The sequence below is a fragment of the Geobacillus sp. CX412 genome (assembly GCF_027942335.1).
Taxonomy (GTDB): Bacteria; Bacillota; Bacilli; order Bacillales; family Anoxybacillaceae; genus Parageobacillus_B; species Parageobacillus_B toebii.
This window is the reverse complement of sequence record NZ_CP103461.1, coordinates 939,336-962,149: the sequence shown is the minus strand read 5'-3', so window position 1 is coordinate 962,149 and position 22,814 is coordinate 939,336. Positions and strand designations below refer to the sequence as shown.

General features: G+C 41.7%; 24 protein-coding genes, 2 pseudogenes and 1 riboswitch. Of the genes and pseudogenes, 7 read left to right on the top strand and 19 right to left on the bottom strand.

Annotated elements, in window-relative coordinates; genetic code table 11:
* Nucleotides 1–20: 20 nt before the first annotated feature.
* Nucleotides 21–395, top strand: coding sequence for a rhodanese-like domain-containing protein (locus NXM86_RS04975; protein WP_015864470.1), 375 nt, complete (start codon nt 21–23; stop codon nt 393–395).
* Nucleotides 396–562: 167 nt separating this feature from the next.
* On the opposite strand, the gene NXM86_RS04970 is transcribed toward NXM86_RS04975, so the two are convergent.
* The 4 genes and pseudogenes from NXM86_RS04970 to gcvT all read right to left on the bottom strand — a co-directional run bounded on the left by NXM86_RS04970 (nt 563) and on the right by gcvT (nt 6,267).
* Nucleotides 563–1,756: an ROK family transcriptional regulator gene (locus tag NXM86_RS04970; RefSeq protein WP_062752894.1), complete on the bottom strand. Its 1,194-nt coding sequence runs from the start codon at nt 1,754–1,756 to the stop codon at nt 563–565.
* 598 nt (nt 1,757–2,354) lie between these two features.
* Nucleotides 2,355–3,812, bottom strand: a complete 1,458-nt coding sequence (gene gcvPB, locus NXM86_RS04965; protein ID WP_498958692.1) for an aminomethyl-transferring glycine dehydrogenase subunit GcvPB — start codon at nt 3,810–3,812, stop codon at nt 2,355–2,357.
* A complete protein-coding gene (gene gcvPA / locus NXM86_RS04960) occupies nt 3,805–5,151 on the bottom strand; it encodes an aminomethyl-transferring glycine dehydrogenase subunit GcvPA (RefSeq protein ID WP_062678733.1) in 1,347 nt (448 codons plus the stop codon). The genes gcvPB and gcvPA overlap by 8 nt, the downstream gene beginning before the upstream one ends.
* 23 nt (nt 5,152–5,174) lie before the next feature.
* Nucleotides 5,175–6,267 (bottom strand): annotated as a pseudogene (gene gcvT, locus NXM86_RS04955) (glycine cleavage system aminomethyltransferase GcvT).
* Between the two features lie 156 nt (nt 6,268–6,423).
* A riboswitch (glycine riboswitch) is annotated at nt 6,424–6,512 on the bottom strand.
* 236 nt (nt 6,513–6,748) lie between these two features.
* Here gcvT and NXM86_RS04950 point away from each other — a divergent pair.
* Nucleotides 6,749–8,416, top strand: a complete 1,668-nt coding sequence (locus NXM86_RS04950; RefSeq protein ID WP_081188127.1) for a DEAD/DEAH box helicase — start codon at nt 6,749–6,751, stop codon at nt 8,414–8,416.
* Nucleotides 8,403–9,194, top strand: a complete 792-nt coding sequence (locus NXM86_RS04945) for a YqhG family protein (RefSeq protein WP_015864476.1) — start codon at nt 8,403–8,405, stop codon at nt 9,192–9,194. Before NXM86_RS04950 ends, NXM86_RS04945 begins: the two co-directional genes overlap by 14 nt.
* Before the next feature lie 60 nt (nt 9,195–9,254).
* On the opposite strand, the gene NXM86_RS04940 is transcribed toward NXM86_RS04945, so the two are convergent.
* From NXM86_RS04940 to comGA, 8 genes are all read right to left on the bottom strand, one after another.
* Nucleotides 9,255–9,434: a YqzE family protein gene (locus tag NXM86_RS04940; protein WP_015864477.1), complete on the bottom strand. Its 180-nt coding sequence runs from the start codon at nt 9,432–9,434 to the stop codon at nt 9,255–9,257.
* Between the two features lie 194 nt (nt 9,435–9,628).
* Entirely contained in the window at nt 9,629–10,015 is a 387-nt protein-coding gene (gene comGG, locus NXM86_RS04935; protein WP_062678735.1) for a competence type IV pilus minor pilin ComGG, read from the bottom strand.
* A gap of 16 nt (nt 10,016–10,031) precedes the next feature.
* Nucleotides 10,032–10,454 (bottom strand): competence type IV pilus minor pilin ComGF, encoded by a 423-nt coding sequence (gene comGF / locus NXM86_RS04930; protein ID WP_081188125.1) that lies wholly within the window; start codon nt 10,452–10,454, stop codon nt 10,032–10,034.
* Nucleotides 10,451–10,774, bottom strand: coding sequence for a competence type IV pilus minor pilin ComGE (gene comGE, locus NXM86_RS04925; protein ID WP_062678736.1), 324 nt, complete (start codon nt 10,772–10,774; stop codon nt 10,451–10,453). Before comGE ends, comGF begins: the two co-directional genes overlap by 4 nt.
* On the bottom strand, nt 10,758–11,201 hold the full coding sequence (comGD, locus tag NXM86_RS04920; protein ID WP_015864481.1) for a competence type IV pilus minor pilin ComGD: 444 nt from the start codon (nt 11,199–11,201) through the stop codon (nt 10,758–10,760). Before comGD ends, comGE begins: the two co-directional genes overlap by 17 nt.
* Nucleotides 11,185–11,481, bottom strand: coding sequence for a competence type IV pilus major pilin ComGC (gene comGC, locus NXM86_RS04915; protein ID WP_015864482.1), 297 nt, complete (start codon nt 11,479–11,481; stop codon nt 11,185–11,187). The genes comGD and comGC overlap by 17 nt, the downstream gene beginning before the upstream one ends.
* Before the next feature lie 14 nt (nt 11,482–11,495).
* Nucleotides 11,496–12,521, bottom strand: a complete 1,026-nt coding sequence (gene comGB, locus NXM86_RS04910; protein WP_015864483.1) for a competence type IV pilus assembly protein ComGB — start codon at nt 12,519–12,521, stop codon at nt 11,496–11,498.
* Nucleotides 12,522–12,614: 93 nt separating this feature from the next.
* Nucleotides 12,615–13,661 carry a competence type IV pilus ATPase ComGA gene (gene comGA, locus NXM86_RS04905; RefSeq protein ID WP_015864484.1) on the bottom strand — a complete coding sequence of 349 codons (1,047 nt, stop codon included), beginning with the start codon at nt 13,659–13,661 and terminating at the stop codon, nt 12,615–12,617.
* A 200-nt stretch (nt 13,662–13,861) separates the two neighbouring features.
* Here comGA and NXM86_RS04900 point away from each other — a divergent pair.
* Together NXM86_RS04900 and NXM86_RS04895 are read left to right on the top strand one after the other, a co-directional pair.
* Nucleotides 13,862–14,561 (top strand): annotated as a pseudogene (locus tag NXM86_RS04900) (helix-turn-helix transcriptional regulator).
* A 184-nt stretch (nt 14,562–14,745) separates the two neighbouring features.
* Nucleotides 14,746–14,988 (top strand): DUF2626 family protein, encoded by a 243-nt coding sequence (locus NXM86_RS04895; protein WP_008879854.1) that lies wholly within the window; start codon nt 14,746–14,748, stop codon nt 14,986–14,988.
* Nucleotides 14,989–15,036: 48 nt separating this feature from the next.
* Here NXM86_RS04895 and NXM86_RS04890 read toward each other — a convergent pair whose 3' ends face one another.
* Nucleotides 15,037–16,170 carry a class I SAM-dependent methyltransferase gene (locus tag NXM86_RS04890; protein ID WP_062678761.1) on the bottom strand — a complete coding sequence of 378 codons (1,134 nt, stop codon included), beginning with the start codon at nt 16,168–16,170 and terminating at the stop codon, nt 15,037–15,039.
* 288 nt (nt 16,171–16,458) lie between these two features.
* Nucleotides 16,459–17,091, bottom strand: a complete 633-nt coding sequence (locus NXM86_RS04885) for an MBL fold metallo-hydrolase (protein ID WP_089097916.1) — start codon at nt 17,089–17,091, stop codon at nt 16,459–16,461.
* Nucleotides 17,092–17,450: 359 nt separating this feature from the next.
* Between NXM86_RS04885 and NXM86_RS04880 the strand changes: the two genes are divergently transcribed.
* Nucleotides 17,451–17,627: a DUF2759 domain-containing protein gene (locus tag NXM86_RS04880; protein WP_015864488.1), complete on the top strand. Its 177-nt coding sequence runs from the start codon at nt 17,451–17,453 to the stop codon at nt 17,625–17,627.
* Nucleotides 17,628–17,680: 53 nt separating this feature from the next.
* Here the strand turns inward: NXM86_RS04880 and NXM86_RS04875 are convergent, their stop codons facing one another.
* The 3 genes from NXM86_RS04875 to NXM86_RS04865 form a co-directional block, all read right to left on the bottom strand.
* Nucleotides 17,681–18,847: a M14 family metallopeptidase gene (locus tag NXM86_RS04875; RefSeq protein WP_015864489.1), complete on the bottom strand. Its 1,167-nt coding sequence runs from the start codon at nt 18,845–18,847 to the stop codon at nt 17,681–17,683.
* 132 nt (nt 18,848–18,979) lie between these two features.
* Nucleotides 18,980–19,936 carry an ROK family glucokinase gene (locus tag NXM86_RS04870; protein ID WP_498958690.1) on the bottom strand — a complete coding sequence of 319 codons (957 nt, stop codon included), beginning with the start codon at nt 19,934–19,936 and terminating at the stop codon, nt 18,980–18,982.
* Nucleotides 19,933–20,154, bottom strand: coding sequence for a YqgQ family protein (locus tag NXM86_RS04865; protein ID WP_015864491.1), 222 nt, complete (start codon nt 20,152–20,154; stop codon nt 19,933–19,935). Before NXM86_RS04865 ends, NXM86_RS04870 begins: the two co-directional genes overlap by 4 nt.
* Nucleotides 20,155–20,323: 169 nt before the next feature.
* Here NXM86_RS04865 and NXM86_RS04860 point away from each other — a divergent pair, with 169 nt between their 5' ends.
* Nucleotides 20,324–21,196 (top strand): hypothetical protein, encoded by an 873-nt coding sequence (locus NXM86_RS04860; RefSeq protein WP_015864492.1) that lies wholly within the window; start codon nt 20,324–20,326, stop codon nt 21,194–21,196.
* On the opposite strand, the gene NXM86_RS04855 is transcribed toward NXM86_RS04860, so the two are convergent.
* Nucleotides 21,193–22,362 carry a rhomboid family intramembrane serine protease gene (locus NXM86_RS04855; protein WP_015864493.1) on the bottom strand — a complete coding sequence of 390 codons (1,170 nt, stop codon included), beginning with the start codon at nt 22,360–22,362 and terminating at the stop codon, nt 21,193–21,195. The genes NXM86_RS04860 and NXM86_RS04855 overlap by 4 nt on opposite strands.
* A 194-nt stretch (nt 22,363–22,556) precedes the next feature.
* On the bottom strand, nt 22,557–22,733 hold the full coding sequence (yqgO, locus tag NXM86_RS04850) for a protein YqgO (RefSeq protein ID WP_171698598.1): 177 nt from the start codon (nt 22,731–22,733) through the stop codon (nt 22,557–22,559).
* Nucleotides 22,734–22,814: the final 81 nt, after the last annotated feature.

Genomic DNA, 22,814 nt, shown 5'->3' with positions numbered 1-22,814 from the left:
ACGGAAAGGGGGCGCTACTTGTGGAAATATTGCTTATTATTCTCGGCGCAATCATCATCTATTCTGTTGTCACCTATCTCATGCAGCGAAAAATAGTAAAAGCATTAACAGAAGAAGAATTCCGCGCCGGTTATCGCAAAGCGCAATTAATTGACGTCCGCGAACCGGATGAGTTTGCGGCTGGACATATTTTAGGAGCGCGCAATATTCCTTTGACCCAACTGCGCATGCGCATGAAAGAGTTGCGAAAGGATCAGCCAATTTATTTATATTGCCAAAACGGGCTGCGCAGCGGCCGCGCCGCGCAAATGCTGTACCGTAAAGGATACCGCGATTTGTACCATTTAAAAGGCGGTTTTAAAACATGGACGGGGAAAATCAAGAAAAAGGCTTAAGGCAGCTAGAAAGGATAGATGGAAGCCGCGAAACGCTTTCATCTATCCTTTTTTCTCATCGTCAATTATAAAGAAAACAGTAGGCTCCGCTTTACTTTTTGCCAAAGTGAAGGATTTATTATGCAATAAGGTGCCCAAAAAACGTTTAGGGCACCCAGTTTAGACTGCTAGGAAATGACTTCTAACTCCGAAGGCATCACTACTTTTTCTAGTACAGAAGCCACGGCGCCGATCGCACAGCTTTTTTCCAATAACTGTGATGGAATAATGAACGGACCGTTCCCATTTTTCACTAATATCCTTTTTTCGACTTCTTCCCGTGCCGGCTCCAGCACCCATTTGCCCGCCTTGCCAATCGTACTGCCGACAATAACGGCTTCCGGGTTATACGCATAAATGATATGTAAAATGCCAATCCCCAGGTAATGGCCGACCTCCGCCAATATTTGCGCCATTTGCTTGTCGCCGCTTTCAGCTAATGCGCGTACTTTCTCTACGGAAAAGCCTTCTAACATGGAATGATAATGTTCCTGCTCGAGCCGACGCTGAATATACTTTTCTGACGCGTACATCTCCCAACATCCGTTATTGCCGCAGCTGCAACGAAAGCCGTGAACGTCAATGACATGATGGCCGATTTCGCCGGCAATGCCATCAATCCCGCGGTATAGCTGGTTGTGAATGATGACTCCGGCGCCGATCCCGATCCCGGCGCTGACATATACAAAATTCGCAAACTCTTTGCCGGCGCCAAACCATTTTTCACCGAGCGCCGCCAACTTTGCTTCGTTTTCAATAATAATCGGATAATTTGGCCATTGTTTTTGAAGAATGGAAGAAAGGGAAACATGATCCCAATGAAGGTTCGGCGCAAATACAACAAGCCCTTCTTCCGCATCCACAATCCCTGGCACGCCAATGCCGATGCCCATTATTCCATACGGAGTAGTCGGCGCCTGGCGAATGGCTTCGTGAATCATCGCGATCATTTTTTCGATGATTGTTTCCTGCTTTTCATTGGCACGAAAATGGCACATCTTCTCCCAAATGATCTCGGCGTTTAAGTCCGTTAACACGGCATAAATGTAGTTGACCCCCAACTCTATGCCGATTAGTGAGCCAGCCGCTTCGTTAAAGCGGAGCATGAGCGGCCGGCGGCCACCGGTGGAAACGCCAATTCCGCTTTCGCTGACAAAATGTTCGGAAATTAATTCATCGACTAACGCTGATACCGTAGCCTTGTTTAATCCGGTGATTTTGGCGATCTCCGCCCGCGAAATATTATTTTTTTCGCGAATCAGCTTTAATACGATCTGTTTATTGATTTTTTTGACGAGTCCTATATTTCCTGTTCGCACCATATACGGTCATTCCTTCTGCAACCTTTTTTAGTATGCCGCGCGAATAGGCGGATGAGTCTCTGATCAATATCCATCGCCAGCGGCTGTATGAAAAAAGTTTATCTCGTGAGCCATGACATATGCAAACGCACGCAGCAATTCTTCATCGCTTACTTTTTCCCACGATCCCTGCGGCCAAAACTGATTTCACCCACTACTAATCGCTGTTCCTCAGTCTCCTATATTCCATCTTTGATGTACAATACAAAAACGACTTATTGCTTCTGTTTAATAACATTAGTTTATATACTAAACTAACATAGTTTTTATGTCAATAAAAAACAGATGAATTCATCTTCTTTGCAGAGAAAGGAACTATGTGTTTGTGGTATGGGCATTACTTTTCATTAACTAAAAGATACACTTCATCAGTCCATCACTCTCGTTTTTTGTGCACGTTCTTCTTGAAACGATTTGACAGGATAGCGCATGATTTCCTGTATGTAACCGATGAGCATCTTTTCACTTCCTTCATTATTTTCTTATTTTTCTGTCTACAATTAATATACAAAAACAAGCGATCCATTCCCAGCGGAATGAATCGCTTGTTTTATTCGTTTTATTGTTTTTGGTAGCGCAAGATTGGCTTGCGCGCAGCTGTCGTTTCGTCGAGGCGTTTGACAACGGTCGTATGCGGTGCTTCTTGCACGATTTCTGGATTTCTTTCCGCTTCTTTAGCGATTTGAATCATCGCATCGATAAACGCGTCTAACGTTTCTTTCGATTCGGTTTCCGTCGGCTCGATCATCATACATTCCTCGACAATAAGCGGGAAATATACTGTCGGCGGATGGAAGCCGAAATCCAGCAAACGCTTAGCAATATCGAGCGTGCGGACACCGAGTTTCTTTTGCCGTTTGCCCGACAAGACAAATTCATGCTTGCAATGGCGGTCGTACGGCAACTCGTAATATTCCGCGAGACGGCGCATCATATAGTTGGCATTTAACACGGCATATTCCGTCACCGCTTTTAAACCGTCTGGACCCATGGAGCGAATATACGTGTAAGCGCGGACGTTAATGCCGAAATTGCCGTAGAAAGGTTTTACGCGTCCAATCGCTTGCGGTCTGTCATAGTCCAAATAATAGCCATTTTCCCCTTTTGAAACGACCGGCTTTGGTAAAAACGGGATAAGGTCCGCTTTCACCCCGACTGGACCGGAGCCTGGACCGCCTCCACCGTGCGGACCAGTAAATGTTTTATGCAAGTTGAGATGCACGACATCAAAACCCATATCTCCCGGTCTTGCCTTGCTTAATACAGCATTTAAATTAGCGCCGTCATAGTACAGCTTTCCGCCAGCTTCATGCACAATCTCGGCCATTTCTAAAATATTTTTCTCAAACAAGCCGAGCGTATTTGGATTTGTAAGCATCAATGCCGCTGTATCCGGGCCAACGACGCGTTTTAAATCTTCTAAGTCCACTAACCCGTCTTCTGTCGACTTGACAGTAACGGTTTCAAAACCGGCTACCGTTGCGGAAGCTGGATTCGTTCCGTGAGCGGAGTCAGGAATAATCACTTTCGTCCGGTGAAAGTCGCCGTTTGCCTCGTGATACGCACGAATCATCATCAGCCCTGTCCATTCGCCGTGCGCTCCCGCCGCCGGCTGTAGCGTAACGGCGTCCATCCCGGTGATTTCTTTTAAATGCTCCTGCAGGTCATACATTAATTCTAACGCACCTTGCACCGTTTCCTCAGGCTGAAGCGGATGAATATGAGCAAATCCAGCGAGACGTGCGACATTTTCATTGATTTTCGGATTGTATTTCATCGTACAAGAACCGAGCGGATAAAAGCCGGAATCGACGCCATGATTCCGTTTGGACAATGCGGTGTAATGGCGCATAATATCGAGTTCCGACACTTCTGGAAGCTCCGGCTCCTCCGTACGAATATAATCGGCCGGTACGACATCTTCGATATGGACAGCCGGAACATCTAACTCCGGCAAACTATAGCCAATGCGCCCAGGTTTGCTTAATTCAAAAATAAGCGGCTGATCTTTATGCATGACAATCCCCCAATTCTTTCACGAACGTGTCGATTTCTTTTTTTGTTCGCAATTCGGTTACCGCAATTAACATATGATTTTGCAATTCCGGATAATCGCGGCCGACATCATAACCGCCGATGATTCCTTTTTCAAGAAGGCGTTTGTTCACTTCCGCCACCGGCTTGCGAAGCCGGATAACAAATTCATTGAAAAACGGCCCGGTAAACGGCACATCAAACCCATGTTTGACGAATTCATTTTTCGCATACTGCGCTTTTTGTATATTCATCGCCGCCATTTCTTTCACACCTTTTTTGCCAAGCGCCGTCATCGCAACAGAAGCAGCGAGCGCGTTTAGCGCTTGGTTCGAGCAAATATTGGACGTCGCTTTATCGCGGCGAATGTGTTGCTCGCGCGCCTGCAATGTCAACACAAAGCCTCGTCGTCCTTCTTCATCGCTCGTCTGTCCGACAAGGCGTCCAGGAATTTTGCGTATTAGTGCTGATTTGACGGCAAAATAGCCGCAATGTGGTCCGCCAAATTGCATTGGAATGCCAAATGGCTGGGCATCGCCGACAACGATATCTGCGCCAAACTGTCCTGGCGGAGTAAGGATGCCAAGAGCAAGTGGATTGCTCGCAACAACGAACATGCTTTTTCCGCTATGGGCGATCGGTTCGATGTCTTTTAGCGGTTCAATTTGTCCGAAAAAGTTTGGATATTGAACAATAACACAAGCAACTTCCTCATCCATTTCCATCTTTAATGCCTCTAAGTCGGTTACGCCATTTTGAAACGGAATTTCTACGACACAAAGCCGCTGTCCTTTTGCGTATGTTTTCACCACATCGCGGTATTCCGGATGAACCGTTTTCGATAGCAATACTTTTTTCTTTTTCGTATGCGCAGCACTTAATAGCATTGCTTCCGCTAGCGCTGTGCCTCCATCGTACATGGAAGAGTTCGCTACATCCATTCCTGTCAATTCACAAATCATCGTTTGAAACTCGAAAATCGCTTGCAGTTCGCCTTGCGAGATTTCCGGCTGATATGGAGTATATGCTGTGTAAAATTCAGAACGTGAAATAACATGATCCACAATCACAGGAATATAATGATCATACACTCCTGCACCTAAAAAGGACGTATATTTTTTCGTATCCGCGTTTTTCTCTGCAAGCGCGGACAGTTCTTTGAACAGTTCCGGCTCCGATTTCGCCTTTTTAATGTTTAACTCGCCGCGAAAGCGTACGCTTTCCGGAATATCTGCAAACAAATCATCAATCGAATCAACGCCAATTACTTTCAACATTTCCCGCTTATCTTCTTCTGTCATCGGCAAATAACGATGAAGCACGTCCATTCTCCCCTTTTTTTTCTTTACTTTGCCCGCTTATAAAACGGAGTTGCGATTACTTTCGCTTTCAGACGTTTACCGCGGATTTCGACTTCTACTTCCGTATCCATCTCGGTAAATTCTGTTTTTATAAGCGCTAGGCCGATATTTTTCTTCAATGTCGGTGATTGCGTTCCAGTCGTGACAAATCCGATTTCTTCTCCATTGGCAAACACTTTATAGCCATGGCGCGGAATGCCTTTGTCAATCATTTCGATCCCGACCAGTTTTCGCGCTGTTCCTTCTTCTTTTTGTTTTTCAATACATCTTTTCCGATAAAATCGGCATCTTTGTTCGTTTTCACCGCAAATCCAAGACCGGCTTCAATCGGGGTAATGTCTTTCGATAGCTCTTGTCCGTAAAGCGGCAGCGTCGCTTCAAAACGAAGCGTATCGCGCGCACCGAGTCCGCATGGAAGCACTCCTTCTTCTTTCCCTGCTTCTAAAATGGATTCCCAGAGCGTCACTGCATCTTCTTTTCGGCAATAAATTTCAAAACCATCTTCCCCAGTGTAACCGGTACGGGAAACAAGCGCTTTTACGCCGTTAATATTTATATCATCTTGAAACGAGAAAAATTTGATTGCCGATAAATCGGTATTCGTTAATTTTTGTAACACTTGTTCTGCAAGCGGCCCTTGCAAAGCAAGTTGAGCAATTTCCTGAGAAATGTTTACAAGTTCCACATCGCCAAATAAGTGGTCATGCAGCCACTCAAAATCTTTCTCAATATTGGCGGCATTGACAACAAGGAGATAATGGCCATCCGCTTTTTTATAAATTAATAAGTCATCCACCGTTCCGCCATCTTCATAACACATAAGCGAATATTGCACACGGCCGTCTGTCAATTTCGATACATCGTTCGTCATCATTTTTGCAAAAACGCAAGGCTGTCGTCCCCTTTAACGACAAACTCTCCCATATGTGATACATCGAATAAGCCAGCACGTGTACGCACTGCTTCATGTTCTTCTTTAATGCTGGAAAATTGAACAGGAAGCTCCCATCCGCCAAAATCGATTGTTTTGGCACCATAACGCTCGTAAACAGCAAATAACGGCGTGCGTTTTAGCATTTCTTCCCCTCCTAATTTTTTACATAAACGCAAAAAGGACAGACTCCTCCCTACCATGATGAGTGGAGGCTCTGTCCTGGCACCTGAAAGTTTCCCTATTGTAAAATAGGTTTCCTCTTTGGTGGTTCACAAGGTCGTGAACACTCTCCAGAGCTGCGTCAAACAAGAGTCTTTTTGCCTGAGAGATTCGCGTTTCCGCTTGCTCCTTCGGCGCTACATTACGTAGTCTCTCCCCTTGTTCTCATCCGCGTCCATATATAATTTTCAAGAAAATGGGCACACTATTAGTAAAAAATCGCAAAATAAATTTTAACTTTCTAACTTTACTATTATACTACCATTAAAAAATGGAAAAGAGCAATAAAAAAATAAAAAAATAACCGAACTTTTTAATGTTATTAAACAACAAAAAACAAATAATATACGTATATTAATAAAAATTATAAATAAAATGTTCGTGAAAATAAAGGAGTTGGATGCAATGATGGACATCGAGATGGATGAAACGTGGAAGGAAGAATTTATCGAACGAATCGAAAAGGACGGGCCTTGGGCGAGCTGGGAAATGTATCAATTAGCGCTCGAGGCTGCTGCGCATTTAAGCGTACCTGAGTTTGACGGTCTGCAAGCGCCAAAACATTTGCCACACTTGACTCCGCTTCCTCATCAGCTTGAAGTTGCAAGGCAAGTCGTCGAAAACATGAATGGAAAAGCGATTCTTGCCGATGAAGTCGGTCTTGGAAAAACCATTGAAGCAGGCCTTATTTTAAAAGAATATATGATCCGCGGATTGGTAAAAAAAGTGCTGATTCTTGTCCCTGCCTCTCTTGTATCGCAATGGGTAAAGGAGCTAAACGAAAAGTTTTTTATTCCTGCCGTGCAACAGAAAAAAAGCTATGTGTGGGAACAATGCGATGTCGTCGTATCCTCGATCGACACGGCAAAAAAAAGCCCGCATCGGGAAATTATTTACAAACAGCAATACGACATGGTCATCATTGATGAAGCGCACAAGCTGAAAAACAATAAAACAAAAAACTATGAGTTTGTTCAAAATTTAAAAAAGAAGTTTTGCTTGCTCCTAACAGCGACGCCGATTCAAAACCGGATTGAAGAAATTTTTAACCTCGTTTCCCTACTAAAGCCCGGTCATTTAGGAAACGCAGAATATTTTGCAAAAACGTACGGAAAAACGCGCTCTTTACAAACAAATGAACATTTAAAAGCACTTATTAATAAAGTCATGATTCGCAACCGCCGCGTTGACACTGGCATCGAATGGTCCAAACGCCACGTAAAAACCGTGCTTATTGAGTTTACGAAAGAGGAACGAGAATTGTATGAGGCGGTACAAGCGTTAAAATATGATGGATCACTGTTATTCGGCAATCAATTTTCACTTATCACCATGTTGCGGGAAGCGTGCAGCAGCCGCGAAGCGCTATTTCTCACCGTAAAAAACATGATGGACAAGTACGAAGGAGAGGTTCCAGATTCTTTCCACAAACTAATGGAAAAAATAAATGCCGTTACAACCAATTCGAAGGCAGAAAAAGCGTTGCAGCTTATTCAATCCATTAATGACAAAGTCATTATTTTTACCGAATACCGGTCGACCCAGCTGTATTTGCAATGGTTTTTAAAGCAGCATGGCATCTCTTCCGTCCCGTTCCGCGGCGGATTTAAACGTGGAAAAAAAGATTGGATGAAAGAGTTATTTAAAAATCATGCGCAAGTTTTTATCGCAACAGAAGCGGGCGGAGAAGGAATTAACTTACAATTTTGCCGCCATGTCATCAACTATGACCTGCCTTGGAATCCGATGCGGCTCGAACAGCGAATTGGACGCGTTCACCGGCTCGGTCAAACAAGCGATGTGTACATTTACAATTTCGCTGTAAAAAATACAGTGGAAGAACATATTTTAACGCTGTTATATGAAAAAATTCGTCTATTTGAACGGGTAGTTGGCCAATTGGATGACATTTTGGCAAAAATGAACTTCGCGAATTTGGAACATTATTTGCAAGACGCACTCCTGAACTCTCGAAGCGAAGGAGAAATGAAAATTAAAATGGAGAATATTACCGCAATGATTGAGCTAGCAGACCAGCTCACTAAAGGAGGGGAACAATATGCAGCAACATGAGATCCACCAATTTTTAGAACGATATTTTCGCGCCAATGAATGCGACATTCTCGAAGCAGATGACGAATATATAAAAGTGCAATTGTCGATTGAAATGGATAAAGAGTTAATGAATCGCCCGTTTTATTGGCATTATATTGAGCGAACCGGCGGCACGCCTGCGCCGATGCAACTAACGCTTATTACAAAACAAACGGAGAAAACAAACTCACTAGAAGGAGAACGGCTGCATTTTGGTTCACCTAGATTGCATCAAATTTTCCGCTCCGCGCAAAAACGCGGCGGCTTCATTCGCTTGTATGAGGAAGTAGATACTTACCAGCAATCACACATTCCACTTCATCCTTGGCTTGGATTAAACGTGAAAATTTCTTACCAGTGTGACAGAACGAAAGATCAAATTTTGTCACTCGGATTGCACTTAATCAGCGGAACAATTATCGAGCAATTTCATGACCGATTACAGAAACTGAAGCTTACCCCGAAAATACCTGATTATTGTTTTACGATTTCCCCGCTCATCAAACCAAAAAGCGGTATTGGACGTTTAGAACAATACATTCGTAGACACATCTTTCAAGATGATCACACATGGGCGGAAAAAGCGAAAGAAAGATGGGCAGAAGATTTGGCGCTTCTTGATCATTTTTATGAAGGGATGGAAGAAAAACCAGAATGTTATTATATTGAAAAAGAAGCGCTTGAAGAGCAGTATAAACCAAGAATTATCGTTTCCGTCATTAACGGAGGACTATTTTACTTGCATCCCCGTTCCTAATCGTTCTGTTTTCGCTAACTGCTATTGAAAAAGGAGCGTTTCAGTCATGGGAACGCTCCTTTACGAATGGCGCCGAAATAAGAGACGAAGAGAGATAGGAATCATTCCAAACCAACGGTATAATAGCGGCGGCTTCTCCTGTTTGCGCTGCATCCGCTTTTTCTTGCGCTCTTCTTTCGGCAAATCCATATAGGTTACAAGCTGTTGGGTGACAAACTTTACGTAATCGTTTGTCGACATACATGCCACCCCCTTTTCCATTAGCTTTTCCATTCTTTTTCTACTTTAATCACATTTGCAATCTTTTCGGCCATTTTGCTCCACCGTTCGATTGGTTGTACTGACGCTTATATCTTCTTCTCGATAATAAGGAAGAGTAATTTTTCAATTCATCAAAATGAAGTAACGGATAATAATGAATCACAAACCGTTTATCACGAATTATTCTCCGTCCATTCGATAATATCAAGGGATGGAAATAAAACGATAAACGTAGCGCTATAGCGAATTCCTCCATCGGAACGGGCAAAAATCAAAGCTTTTACTTTCGTTTCATCAATTTTTTCCCACTTATAATTTGCTTTGCCAATCGGGTAAACAAAAACCCCCTCATTCCCTTGTAAATCGGGAAAAGATGCAATCTGTTTTTTGACATCAAAAACCGCCATTTGCATAATCGAATCGACTTCATACGATTGTTGCTCGTACGCGATTGATTCCATTTCCACCTGATACAATTCGAGCACATGAGAAAATGCTAACAGAAAGAAAAAAGAAACCACGACTGTAATTGGAAAAATCATACCGCTTTGATTTCGCATCACAAACGCCACCTTGCTAAAAAAGTCGAGAAATAAACGCTTCATATGTTTTTCCGTCCGTCGCTCTTACATGAAGAAAAATTCCGTGATTGGTCAATGTATATGTGACATTTTCGACAAATTGCAGCGCCGTTTCATTGCCTGTGCCGTTTACTTGTCTGCGAATCGATGAGCGGTATAGGTCAAAACTGACTTGATCCCCTGTAAATTTTTCTAAATATAGCGTCGTACCATTGCTTTTCCATTGTTTCGATTCATTTAACTCCCTTTTGAGCTGCTGTACAAAAATTTCCCACTCGATACGATGAAATCCATTAACATTTTCATATGTGAATAAACGCGCATCTAAAAGAAGCGGCAACAATGATGTAATCAGTAAAACGATCAACAAGACGATCAGCATTTCTAAAAAAGTAAACCCATTTTTCGAACCGATCATCGTTTTACATATCCACACCTTTCTGCGCTGCGGTTTGCGTAGTCAGTCCAACGTACGCATACTTTCCACATATCGTTTTCTTCGTAATCCGAATGAATCACAAATGTTGTTCGTCCATCTACTACCGTCATTTCTTTGTGGATATTTTCTTCGTATAATGCCGCATCCAATATTTGTTGCGCCTTTGCTTTTAGAGCAATATTTTGACGCTCCATCATTATTTGTGCAAACAAAGGCAACAATACTGTTGTAATAGCGAGCAATAACGCCAAAGCAAAAACCGCTTCCACTAAGGTAAAGCCATTACAGTTTTTGCACATAAAACCTCCCTTTTCCTAGCAAAAATACGATTTTATATGTTCTATCTTTTCTTTTTAACAATAGCGATCCCGCTTTATTGATATTTCCGTTTTCTAAAAAAATGAGCGGCATCGTCAATGTAGTCAGCTGAAATTTCCATTCGCTAGAGATCGATCGTTTTAAAATCGTTTTCTCTGATGTTATTTCCGTGATACGATACTCTGGGTGATTTTCCGAAAACGTAACCGCTACCGATGTTTTATGGGTCATTGCATATTGTTGTGCATACAACAAATCATTGCGGAGCTGTGTAATGATATACATTTCTGTTTTCTGTTTCGCAACGCTGTTTAAAGAAGGGAAAGACACCGCCATCAATACCGTGATGGCGGTTAAAACAAGAAGCATTTCAATAAAGGTGAAGCCATCATTACGCGCCACTTTCACTTACTTCCCCGTTGCTATTAATTTGAATTTTATGTCCGTTTGGACAATGGTCTGACTTAATATACTTTCCATCAATAAGCTGCTGTATTGTCGGAATTTGTTTATGTTCCATTTCATATGCCTTCACTTGGGCTTGGACGGTGTTCACAAACGCTTCACATCCTTTGTTATTAATCATTCCATTGTGTTTCGTTATATTTGGAATGACAATAAGCAATAAAATAGAAATAACCATTAATACAATTAACATTTCGATTAACGTAAACCCTTTTTCATTCATTGGCATTTTCCCTCCTATAAATTGTTCATCATCGAAAACATCGGAAGCAAAATCGCTAAATACATGCAAATAACGAGAATGCCCACAAAGGAAAGCAAGATCGGTTGAACGAGTTTCATCGATGTTTCTATACGATCTTCCATTGTTTGAAAAACAATTTCGCTATAATGGCTTAATTCTTTTGCCAATTCTCCGTTTGATTGCCCGTGACGAACGACAAGCGCCAACTCTTGTTCGTAGTACTCACGTGACGCGACAATGGCATCTAACGATATTCCTTTGACAAGCTGTTGTTTCATTCTTTTTCCTTCCTCACGTAAAAAAGGGAGTTTCTCTTGCCGCTCAAATATTTGCAGCGATTCATAAATAGATAAACCACCTTGTAATAAATGGCCTAATTGCATTGCGAACATATGCGTAAAATATAGCTTCGCAAAGGAACGAATAAAAGGGATTTTCATTATTATGTTGATCTGTGTAGGTATTTCGAGTTTTTGAAACCAGCTAATGTATAAAAGAAAACAAGCAATAGCGAAAACACCTAAAACGCCAAACATATTGGGAATGATCGAAACAACTTGAATAAAAATAGAGGTAATGGAAGAAGAAGATAACGATGCGGAAAACTGAAAAAATTGAGGAAGGAGCACATGTTGCACGATCGCTAACATCAATACCATAAAGAAAAGCAAAAATAGCGGATAGCTGCTGGTTTTCCGAAACCTTTGTAAATATTCAGCCTTGTGCAACAGCATTTTCCCTGCTTCCGCGATTCCATGTGACAAATCGCCATGTTGTTCGGCAAAAAACAAATAGCCGATTGCTTCCCGATGAAAATGAAGCGGGGCAAGCGATTGATAAAAAGGCAGTCCAGAACGAAGATGGGAAAGACAATGCTGTAAGTCGCTGCGGCGGGAAAGAGGCTGCTGAATTTCTAGAAATTCAATGGCTTGAGATAATGAATACCCTTTTTCAAGCAAGTCTCCAAGCCGTACTAAAAATGCTCCTTGCTGACGCAGCGGCCATTTTCGTTTATTCATTTTCTCCCCCCCTAGCCTTTTCCGATGGAATGTCAAGAGGCGATGGCGTCCCTCGTTTCTCCACCAAATTCCTTATTTATCAAACTTTTGACACTACCTGTAAAGAAGGTGTGCTGGCAAAAATCCAAGAGCAACTCCTTTTCGAATAACGTGTTGCAACGTATAGTAGTGATGCGTCTTTTCCTTTGTTTGTACGGATTGAATGGCGTTCGACAAAGCATTCCCATACAGCAATTCATGGACAGCAGCGCGGCGAATGGGGCGATATTTACGGCAAAATATGGAGCAATGTTCACCGCAAAACGGGCATACTAAGTCCACGAGCCGCTGTGCGACAACGGCGAGCAATGTTTGCTCAATATCTCCAAGCGGAATCCCGAATTCACGCAAACGGTAAATCGCACCAACAGCGTTTTTTGTATGCATGGTCGTAGCAATCAAATGTCCCGTCATTGCTGAGCGTACCGCAATTTTTGCGGTCTCGGCGTCGCGAATTTCGCCGATCATAATCACATCCGGATCATGGCGCAAAACAGCTTTTAAACCGGTTGTATACGTAATTCCCGCTTTCTCATTAATTTGCACTTGCAATATGTTGTCGATTCGCTTTTCAACAGGGTCTTCCAATGTGATGACATTGCGATGCCACTCATATTGACAAATGCGCAATAACGTATATAATGTTGACGTTTTGCCTGATCCAGTTGGTCCTGTAAAAATAATTAATCCTTGGGGCTGCCGAAAAAGGGAAAGTAACGTTTTCGTGGCATTTGCAAATAGAGAAAGTTGTGATCGAGGAATAAAAAAATTCTGCGGAAGAAGCCGGATAACGAGGCTTTCATCATACGATGTCGGTAATGTGGAGAGGCGTAAGTGAATGATTTCTTCCTGATGCCTTGCTTCCATCGCTCCGCTTTGCGGACGGCGGCGTTCGCCAATGTCCATCCCTGCTAAAAATTTAAAATGCGTAATAAGCCGCTCGCACATTTCTTTTGTCAGCGCTTCCTTTTCCATCAGCAATCCATCTAACCGGAAACGCACAATCGCATCGTCTTTGCGCGGAACGATATGAATGTCAGATACATGAAGCAAACTCGCTTCTTTTATGAGACGATCGGCAACATATTCAATTTCATTCATTTGCTCATCCTATTCCCCCTTTCTCCGTTTATGTATTCGACTTGCTTTTTTATTTTCCTGCTTCAAAAATAAAAAAATTTCATGAACATTTAATGAAATTTTCACGATATTTATGATGATAGTGCTAAATATCATTTCTTCTGAAAAAGCCGTTGTATTATAATGAACTTAGTAATTTATCCGTCTAGGAGTGATGGAATATGGAACAAACATTAAAAATTACAAACGTATTGGCAGATCCAACACGCTACCATATTTATGAATACATTACAAAAAAGCATAAGAAGGTATCTGTCCAAGAAATTGCAGAAGCGTTTAACATCCATCCAAATGTCGCCCGCCTTCATTTAACAAAGCTTGAGGATGTAAATATGATCGTTTCGGAAACACAAAAAACAGGAAAAGGAGGACGGCCGAGCCGGCTTTATCGTCTATCTGACAAAGTAATTCAACTTCATTTTCCATTTCGGGATTACCAACTTCTCTCAAAAATCGCCATTCAAACAATGGCAAAGCTTGGTGATGTTGGAAAGCAAGCGCTATATGAAACAGGAAAAAATTTCGGAAAAGAACTCGTTGCCCAGCGAATCCCTCATGACCAATCTGTGCAAGAATTAACGTTTGCGGAAAAAGCGGAAATCGTGAAAGAAGCAGCAGAAGCGGCGGGACTTTATCCAACGTTTGAATATAATGAAAAAGGAGGTAAAATATATTTACAAGTTTTCAATTGTCCATTTAAAGAAATCGCCCTTTCAAGAACCAGAAATCATTTGCCAAATGCACTATGCATTTTTGCACGGAATGTTTGAAGTTCTCTTTCCAAACGTCGAGCTAGTCGAAATGGAAAACATGATGAAAGGCTGCAACTATTGTTCATATCGGGCGAATTTAGTAAAGTAAGCGCTTATGCAGATGATCATCGCTTTTCTGCCGAAATCGGCAGAAAAGCATTTTTTATGGCCACAGCGGTCCATCTTGTTTTCAGTGTATCGACTTATTATTGAAAGCATTATTTACATTCTCATAAATTGTACATTATAATAATTAAAGATAGGGACTTGGTCATAAAAAGGAGGGATACATAATGGATCGAATGTTCCGCGTCTTAGCATTTTGGACCGGCATTTTTGCAGTCATGTTTTATCTCGGACATATGCATACGACCTCATTAATTTTCTTTGGTCAAACAGTGTTTTTCCTATTTCTCGGTTTTTTGAAATTGACGGAAAGAATGTACATTTATATTTTCGGAGCATACTTAACAATTTTCTTCGCTGCATTTACGTATTGGACAACATTTATGATGGTCCCTGGCATGGGAGAATAAGAAAAATGAGCGGGAGGATAATTTCTCCTGCTCATTTTTTGTGACCAATCAGGCAAATGATAAAAACTCTGGCTGTACCCATATATCATCCCAATGAATACGAACTCCTTTTTGTTGGATCATTACATGGAAATCCGTACTCATCCCTCCATCCATGATCAATGAACGAATCGCCCGATTTTGCCGGCTTTTTTCGGAAAATGGATTCGAGTCATTATGTTCTTCTAAATATAGCAATATTCCTGCAGCGAGCAAAAAGCGGTCTTGCCTTAGCATAGAAACATATTGCCATCCTGCTTGTTTGCCATACATTCGTAACGCATCCCACTGAATATGAGCAGTCAAATCCATTTCTCCAGGATACATAAGCGGATTTGTTATTAGATGATGGCGATAATACCCTCGCAAGCTTCCTTGCCGTCTTGCCGGCAATTGCAGCTCTTCATCCGTATAACCATAATCAATAGTAAACATCACGCAATGACGAAAAAATGGGGCTGTCTCCAAAAGAAATGTTTTCAGCGCAAGCGGCACTTCTAAACGTTGCCCGTCCGCTAAAGAAAGCTGTCTTTCGTGCAAATATTGAATAATATGTTCATTTTCTAACGGATATTTTTCCTCTACCAACTTGTGGTCATCAACAGTAACAAACAACTCATACACTGTTCCGTTCTCCTTTGTGATGACATGAACGGGAAAAGCATCAAAAAACTCGTTGCTAAAAACGATTCCCGAAAACGAGGATACATGCTGTTGGAATTCTTTTATATCTTTATATTGCTTCACTTTTTCAGCAACATCGCCAAGTGTTTCCAATTGTTTTACCCGATGGGCAGGACTTGTTTCAATCATCGTATATGTTAGCTGCCTGTATGTATTTGGACTTTTTGCTTTCCACTCGTTTAACACGGCACGAGCGAATCTGCCATCTCCACCCCCAAGTTCACAAATATGCGGCGGCACATTTTGCCTCTCTACTAGACGAAGAAAAAAAGAAGCAAACAGCTTGCCAAACACATCAGAAACATGGCTGTTTGTAAAAAAGTCCCCCTCTTTTCCTATTTTCGTTTTTTTGCGCATATAATAACCGCACCGTTCATCGTATAAAGCAAGTTGCATGTAATCTGCATACGATAATCGCCGCAGCTCCGAAGTTTTGATTGCTTCATAAATCGGGTTCACCACTCGCATATTTCCTTCTCCTATTTTTGTTTTCACTATTGACATAGTAAAAATACTGTTATATTGTTATAGATAGTAGCTTAACTATATCCCCTCCCATTATATGGATAGAACATCCCCCAAAAACCCTTCTTCTTAAAGAAGGGTTTTTTGTTTTTAAAAAGCAAAACGTGCCGCTTTTGCAGTAGTTAAAGAGAATTCGACACGTTTGCTTTTTCATTCACCATCTTCTCCTCTTTTCCTATTGAAAAGTCAAAAATCTCCTCCCTTCAAAGAAAAGAAGGAGCGTTAAAATCCATGCAAAAATGGATTTGTATCCATTTCTGCTCCAATTGTCGTTTCGCGCCCATGCCCAGACAATACGACTGTTTCTTCCGGCAATGTAAGCAGCTTATCGTGAATGCTGCGCAATAGCTGTTCATGATTTCCACCTGGTAAATCAGTGCGTCCAATGCTTCCTAGAAAAAGGACATCTCCCGAAAACACCGCTTCAATCTCTTTACAATAGTAAGAGATGCTTCCTGGAGAATGTCCAGGTGTTTCCAAAAGTTCAAAAGCAAAGTCTCCAATTTGCAATGTTTGTTCTCCTCGCAAACAAGTCGGTTCATGATGAACAACCACTTGACCGATGCCAAAATAAGCAGATCCGTTTAAATCAGGATCAGTCAGCCACTCTTTTTCATTTTCATGAATATAAATTGGAAGCTCCCATTTCTTTCTCACTTCATTGATGCCGCCGATATGATCGAAATGTGCATGTGTCAGCAAAATCGCAAGTGGTGTTAATCCTTGTTCTTCAATATGGCGTACAATTTTATCCCCTTCGCCTCCCGGATCAAAAATAACACAAGTTCCATCATCATGCGATAAAATGTACGCATTTGCCTGAATCGGCCCAACTGGAATACGTTTCCATTCCATCATGATTCCTCCCTATAATTAGACATGATTACAATTGAAGAAAATCCATTGGAGAAGATAGCGGCAGATAAAGAAGCGGACCGTTTATCCACTTTTCCAGCTTCAACAAAAAAGCGCTTCGTACATTTACAAGTAAATTCCTATCGCATCATCATTTTTATTTTATCTTAACATTTATCGATTTGCCATTGGTTAGTGGATTCGCTTACATATTTTCAAAAGGCATGTTATAATGGTCATGTGATGATTCATATTTTCATCCTCGACAAATAAATAAAAAATGATTACAATGAAAAGGAATTAGTCGGTTTTCTACATAATCTTGTATACGGATTATTTCGAAAAGGAGGGGAAACATAATGGGTACAGTCATTATTTTTGCATTAGTTGCACTGTTAGCGCTTTACGGAGTTGTACGCTCATTGCGTGACAAAAATATACTCGGGGTTCTTTTCGGACTTGGGGCTGTCGCTGTATTTGGCTGGTTTACCATCATGACCGTATTGCACCATGGTATTCCAACAGGCACGCATTAAAACGCAAGAGGCATTTACAAGCCTCTTGCGTTTTTTATATGTTACGATTTTCCTCAAGCCATATACAGCGCTGCTAGAAAAATGCCAAGACTATCTTCATAAATCTCTGTAAACTGTTCAATTGGCAGCGGATTTACTCCTTCGCCTAATTCCACCGTATACCCTCTTCGCTTCCACGTTTGAATAAACCAATCGCGATATCCCGCATGGCTGTCAATATACTTTACTGCTTGATAACCGCTCGTTTTCGCAAATTCCTTTACCGTTTCTTCCGCCTCAGATGGCTCAAATCCTTCATATCCCCAGTATATCTCTTTTCCTTGCGTGTGAAACGCTAAAATCATGTCAAAATCACTTTCTTCCGCTAATGCAGCCATCGCCTTTGCCTCCGGTTCAGTAAGCGGTGCAAATCCCGGAAAATCACGGGGAGCAGGTGCTTTTGGAATTTTACGGGCTCGTTCGACTTCCCATTTCGCCGGAAATTGATTATTTAAATCAACGCCGCGAATGTTCGCTTTCCATTGTGAAAAGTCATCGGAGAATCCTCCATTCATTCGAATCACTTCGCTACGATACGGTTCTTGCTCAGGGGGACCGTGTAAAACGAGGTCGACGCCATCTGGATTCACCATCGGCACAACAGATAATGTCACTTTTTTATAATAATCAAGCATATGATGTCCTCGAAGCGGCTCACTGTTTGTCACTGCTAGCAAGTAATCGTTGAGAAACGTCATGATAATCGCCGTTGTAATCCATTCGTTCGCATGAAACGAACCGTTCAGATGAACGCGAATCGGCCCTTGACCAATTTTTATTTCGATTAATGGCAATCCGAGCACACTATATCCGATCGTTCTTGTTCGCGCGAATGGATAACAGCGGCAAAGTGCTTCAATATCTTGCTGTAGTGCGGAAAAATCATATGTTTTCTGCCCTTGAACAACGCGGGAAATCACTCTCTTTGGCAGCTGCACTGATCCGCTGATAATTTCAGGCGTTCCTTTCATCCGTTGCAATGCTTCTTCATGCACAGGGAAAAAACTAGCCAACTCTTCCCACGTATGAACGGTTTCATATCCTGGAATACGTACAACTTCACCTGGTTCTAGTTCATCCTTTTTTATATGTGGATTAGAGTCTGCCAACAATTCGTAAGGAACGGAAAACCATTTGCTATACATCGCTAGCGTATCACCTAGAGAAGCATATATATTCAAAGCGGTCTCTCCTTCCTAGATGTTCTACCTTCAACATATGAGCATATGGTGTAGAAAATGAAAAATAAAAAACGATTCATCGGCAGATGTCCTTTCGATGAATCGTTTACCTCTTGCATATTCACTTTCTAATCAAACAGACAGTGACATTTTTGCCAACCATGCACCGCCAATTACTCCCGCATCATTGCCAAGCGTCGCCAATACAATCGTGGCTCCCTCCGCGACACGCGGAAACGCAAAACGACGGAAATAAGTACTGACACGTTCTACTAATATATTACCTGCTTTTGACACACCGCCGCCAATAACGATTTTTTCCGGATTTGACACATTCGCTGCATTCGCCAATGCCAGTCCGAGGTAAAACATCACTTCATCCACAACCTCGAGCGCTAGTTCGTCATTCGCTCTCGCCGCGTCAAATACCGCTTTGGCAGTTACGGTTTCATCGCGAAGCAAAGTCGGTTTATCCCAATGTGATAATTTTTCTTTTGCGATTCTTACAATTCCCGTGGCAGAAGCAATCGTTTCCAAACAGCCGGTTTTACCGCAATTACACGGCGCACCGCCTTTTGGAAGCATTGTCATGTGGCCGATTTCTCCACCGGCACCGTTTACGCCGTGCACAATTCGACCATTGGCAATAACCCCACCTCCGACACCGGTACCAAGTGTGACACAAATAAGGTCGCGCGCGCCACTTCCAGCTCCTTTCCACATTTCCCCGAGGGCGGCAATATTCGCATCATTGTCCACCGCTACAGGAAGGGATGTTTCTCGCTCAAGCCGCTCTTTTAATGGGTAATTTTTCCACCCTAAATTCACCGCTTCATAAAGCATCCCTGTTTCCATATGCACCGGTCCCGGCGCGCCGATCCCAATGGCTAAAAGCCGATCTTTGCTTTCTCCAAGGTGATGTAACGTCTCCTCTAGCGATCGTGATATATGCTTTACAATGTTTTCCCCTTTGTTCGAAATATCGGTATCGATCTCCCATTTATGTACGATATCACCATCTGTTGTCACAAACGCCATTTTAGTCGTCGTTCCGCCTAAATCCACTCCAACAAGCCATTTTTCCGTCATGTTTCGTCATTCCTTTTCATTCGTTTTTCTCTTTCGAGTTGCGCCTCATGTCTTAATATAAAAAGCGCCATTTGATAATCTTTCACATCAATCAGCTGCGACTGGTATAGTTCTTTTAATTCTTCCTCCATCAGCTCTAAATCTGCTAAACGATCCCCTACATATATAATCGTTCCAAACTGTTTTAAAAGTTGCTGCACATCGTATACCGTTTTCATTGTTTCACCTGCACATTTTTTACTCAATATAAATGTATAAAGAAACGTCCATTTTCGTCAAGAAAGGAAAAAACTTGAACGCATCATGGACAATGGAAAACAAATTCATACATCTTTTCCCCTTTACGTGCATATATTGGTGACAAACTTGTCCGTGTAGGGGGCTATTATGAGAAAATTAGTTCCAATCACAATGATTATAGCAGCGTTTTTATGCATTATTTCATTGTTTCCATTTTCCTTCCATCGACCAACGAAAGAAACGATCATCTTTTTCCCGATTAATCCGCACGTAAAGTTTCATGATGCAAAAACAAAGCTTCAATTGCAGCCGCGAAAACGGGAAGGAAAGTATTCATTGCTTTGGTCAACATCGTCTTCATTAGACCGGAACGCTTACTTGCGTCAAGATATTTCCTTGCTTTTTGCAGATGGGCGTCTTGTTGATCGTCTGTCAAAATGGAAGAATAATGTCCAAACATTAGTGCAGGAAAAAAAAGTGACAGCAAAAGATAGCCATCTTTTTCAAACGATTTCTTTTCACCATGGAGAACTTCATGAAGGAAATGCAATAACAAGCAGCCAAACAATGACAAGCGATTACTTGTACGTGATCGATTCTCCGTACAGCCCGCTTGCTTCCTTTCACCGTGCAACAACAAGGGATGAAAAAGAGTGGCAAAAAGTATTAAACAAAACGACAAACGAATTTCTTCAGCAGAAAGCACAATCGCTCTTATCTCACTTCTCTATAAACAGCCAACAATATTATTCATTCTATTTGCCTGATTTAATTATTTACAATGAACAACCTTTGCCTGACCTTTCTATGGAAAAAACGCAAGAAATACTTGGGAAACTTTGGGAAGGAATATATAAATCTTATTTTCTCGGCATAAAAAAAGAGGATGGATCCATCCTCTCGCCAATCGGCAGTACAATACCGCTTATTTTAATAAGCAAAGATTATTCCCACTTAATTGTTCTCACTGAGACAAAAGATGGAGAAAAAATTCAGCTGATCCAGCAAATTTCCAGTTAGAATCCGATATATAAACCTAAGGCGGCAGCGCTCACCGTCACTAGCAATGTTCGCACTTGCCGCTTCCAATCAAGATGGTTTGGCAAATGGACAATACCCGAAGCGAGAAATCCGCCAATTAATCCGCCAATATGCCCGGCATTATCAATTCCAGGCACCATTATCCCAAATAACAGGTTGATAATAATCAAACCGATAATATTGGTTCCGATCGTTTGGAAAAATAGATGCCGATATACAGTGCCAAAATAAAGAAGCGCTCCGAATAAACCAAAAATGGCGCCTGATGCTCCTGCGGAAAGAGAAGTAGTAAATAAAAAACTGCCCAGCGTCCCAAAAAACCCCGCAATAAGATAGATAAAGAAAAAGCGCCACGATCCGTAAAGACGTTCGACCGTCATACCTAAATAGTAAAGGGCGAACGTATTCATCAATAAATGCAAAAAGCCAATGTGCAAAAAAATCGGTGTAAAAAAGCGCCACCACTCCCCTTCTTGAATAAGGGGATTAAATTTTGCGCCATATTGGATCAAAACCGCCGGATTCGTGCTGCCTCCACTCCATTCCATTAACAGAAAGACGAGCACTTGCAATGCGATAAAAATATATGTAAAAACAGGCTTCCCGTATTCAAACAATCGTCTTTCTCTTTCATGCTGTTCTCTCGCTTCCCGTAAAATATCCTGCTTCAGCCGCTCCGCTTCAAAAAATGGATCAATATCATTCACTACTGTCGGAAGGACAATAGGTGTTTGGACAATTTCCGTTAACTGTTGCAATGACATATTTACGTTTCCGGAATGAATAAGAAATGTTCGAAAAACAGCATTTCGCTTTTGTGAAAGCGGCAGCGGCTTCTCGATAAGAAACTCCCAATCGTCAACAGGAGGGTATGTGGAAACATAAATATTGACAATTTCCCTGAATCTTCTTATCCGCCGTTTTTGAATTTGTTCGGCAATGCGCCAAGCATATTCCATATCCCGCTTCAACCATTGGCTCCAATCGATGTCATAACGCACAACCCGAACAATAGGAACGTGTTTATTTTCAAGCGACTCCAGCCAAATTTCATGTGAATGATTGGACAGCTGAATTATACGATAACGCTGTTTTATAAAAAAATAAACAAGCTGCCAAAATAATAATTCCATTTTTCCATTCAAAGTCCCCTCTCCCTTCGTTCCACAAAATCAAACTCCCTATAATTCCTTTTGGCTACAAAACCATTGGAATGCACGAAACTATGACTTCGTTTCGAAAAAATATCGCAAAACAATGGGAAATGGCAGCACGAAATGTCCGCTCATAGCCAATATGTCTTGAGATTAAAACATCCCACTGTTTCATTGTACCACACTTATTGAAATACTTGAGAAATGATTGTATTGCGGACAAGCGGGATATTCATTGCAAAGCGTACAAGCCATTGTTGTAAAAGGCGAACACGCAATATAGTGTTCACAATCCGGTAGCGGCAGCGATACACCACTATACTACCTATAAACATCAACACGAAATAAACAAATTTGTTCATATTCTCTTTCTCCTTCCTTACCAAAATTCCTCTTTATTGTTTTTTCCCATTCGCTTGTAAATTATGAAATCACTATAAAAT

Coding starts and splice junctions, on each gene's coding strand:
- NXM86_RS04885 (WP_089097916.1), bottom strand. CDS start 17,091: ATGGAATGGAAACGTATTCCAGTTGGGCCGATTCAGGCAAATGCGTAC.
- comGA (WP_015864484.1), bottom strand. CDS start 13,661: ATGAATGAAATTGAATATGTTGCCGATCGTCTCATAAAAGAAGCGAGT.
- NXM86_RS04860 (WP_015864492.1), top strand. CDS start 20,324: ATGAGAAAATTAGTTCCAATCACAATGATTATAGCAGCGTTTTTATGC.
- NXM86_RS04950 (WP_081188127.1), top strand. CDS start 6,749: ATGATGGACATCGAGATGGATGAAACGTGGAAGGAAGAATTTATCGAA.
- NXM86_RS04880 (WP_015864488.1), top strand. CDS start 17,451: ATGGGTACAGTCATTATTTTTGCATTAGTTGCACTGTTAGCGCTTTAC.
- NXM86_RS04895 (WP_008879854.1), top strand. CDS start 14,746: ATGGATCGAATGTTCCGCGTCTTAGCATTTTGGACCGGCATTTTTGCA.
- comGC (WP_015864482.1), bottom strand. CDS start 11,481: ATGAATGAAAAAGGGTTTACGTTAATCGAAATGTTAATTGTATTAATG.
- NXM86_RS04945 (WP_015864476.1), top strand. CDS start 8,403: ATGCAGCAACATGAGATCCACCAATTTTTAGAACGATATTTTCGCGCC.
- comGF (WP_081188125.1), bottom strand. CDS start 10,454: ATGATCGGTTCGAAAAATGGGTTTACTTTTTTAGAAATGCTGATCGTC.
- comGB (WP_015864483.1), bottom strand. CDS start 12,521: ATGAATAAACGAAAATGGCCGCTGCGTCAGCAAGGAGCATTTTTAGTA.
- NXM86_RS04870 (WP_498958690.1), bottom strand. CDS start 19,936: ATGACGGAAAAATGGCTTGTTGGAGTGGATTTAGGCGGAACGACGACT.
- NXM86_RS04970 (WP_062752894.1), bottom strand. CDS start 1,756: ATGGTGCGAACAGGAAATATAGGACTCGTCAAAAAAATCAATAAACAG.
- NXM86_RS04865 (WP_015864491.1), bottom strand. CDS start 20,154: ATGAAAACGGTATACGATGTGCAGCAACTTTTAAAACAGTTTGGAACG.
- yqgO (WP_171698598.1), bottom strand. CDS start 22,733: ATGAACAAATTTGTTTATTTCGTGTTGATGTTTATAGGTAGTATAGTG.
- comGE (WP_062678736.1), bottom strand. CDS start 10,774: ATGTGCAAAAACTGTAATGGCTTTACCTTAGTGGAAGCGGTTTTTGCT.
- NXM86_RS04940 (WP_015864477.1), bottom strand. CDS start 9,434: ATGTCGACAAACGATTACGTAAAGTTTGTCACCCAACAGCTTGTAACC.
- gcvPB (WP_498958692.1), bottom strand. CDS start 3,812: ATGCATAAAGATCAGCCGCTTATTTTTGAATTAAGCAAACCTGGGCGC.
- comGG (WP_062678735.1), bottom strand. CDS start 10,015: ATGCGAAATCAAAGCGGTATGATTTTTCCAATTACAGTCGTGGTTTCT.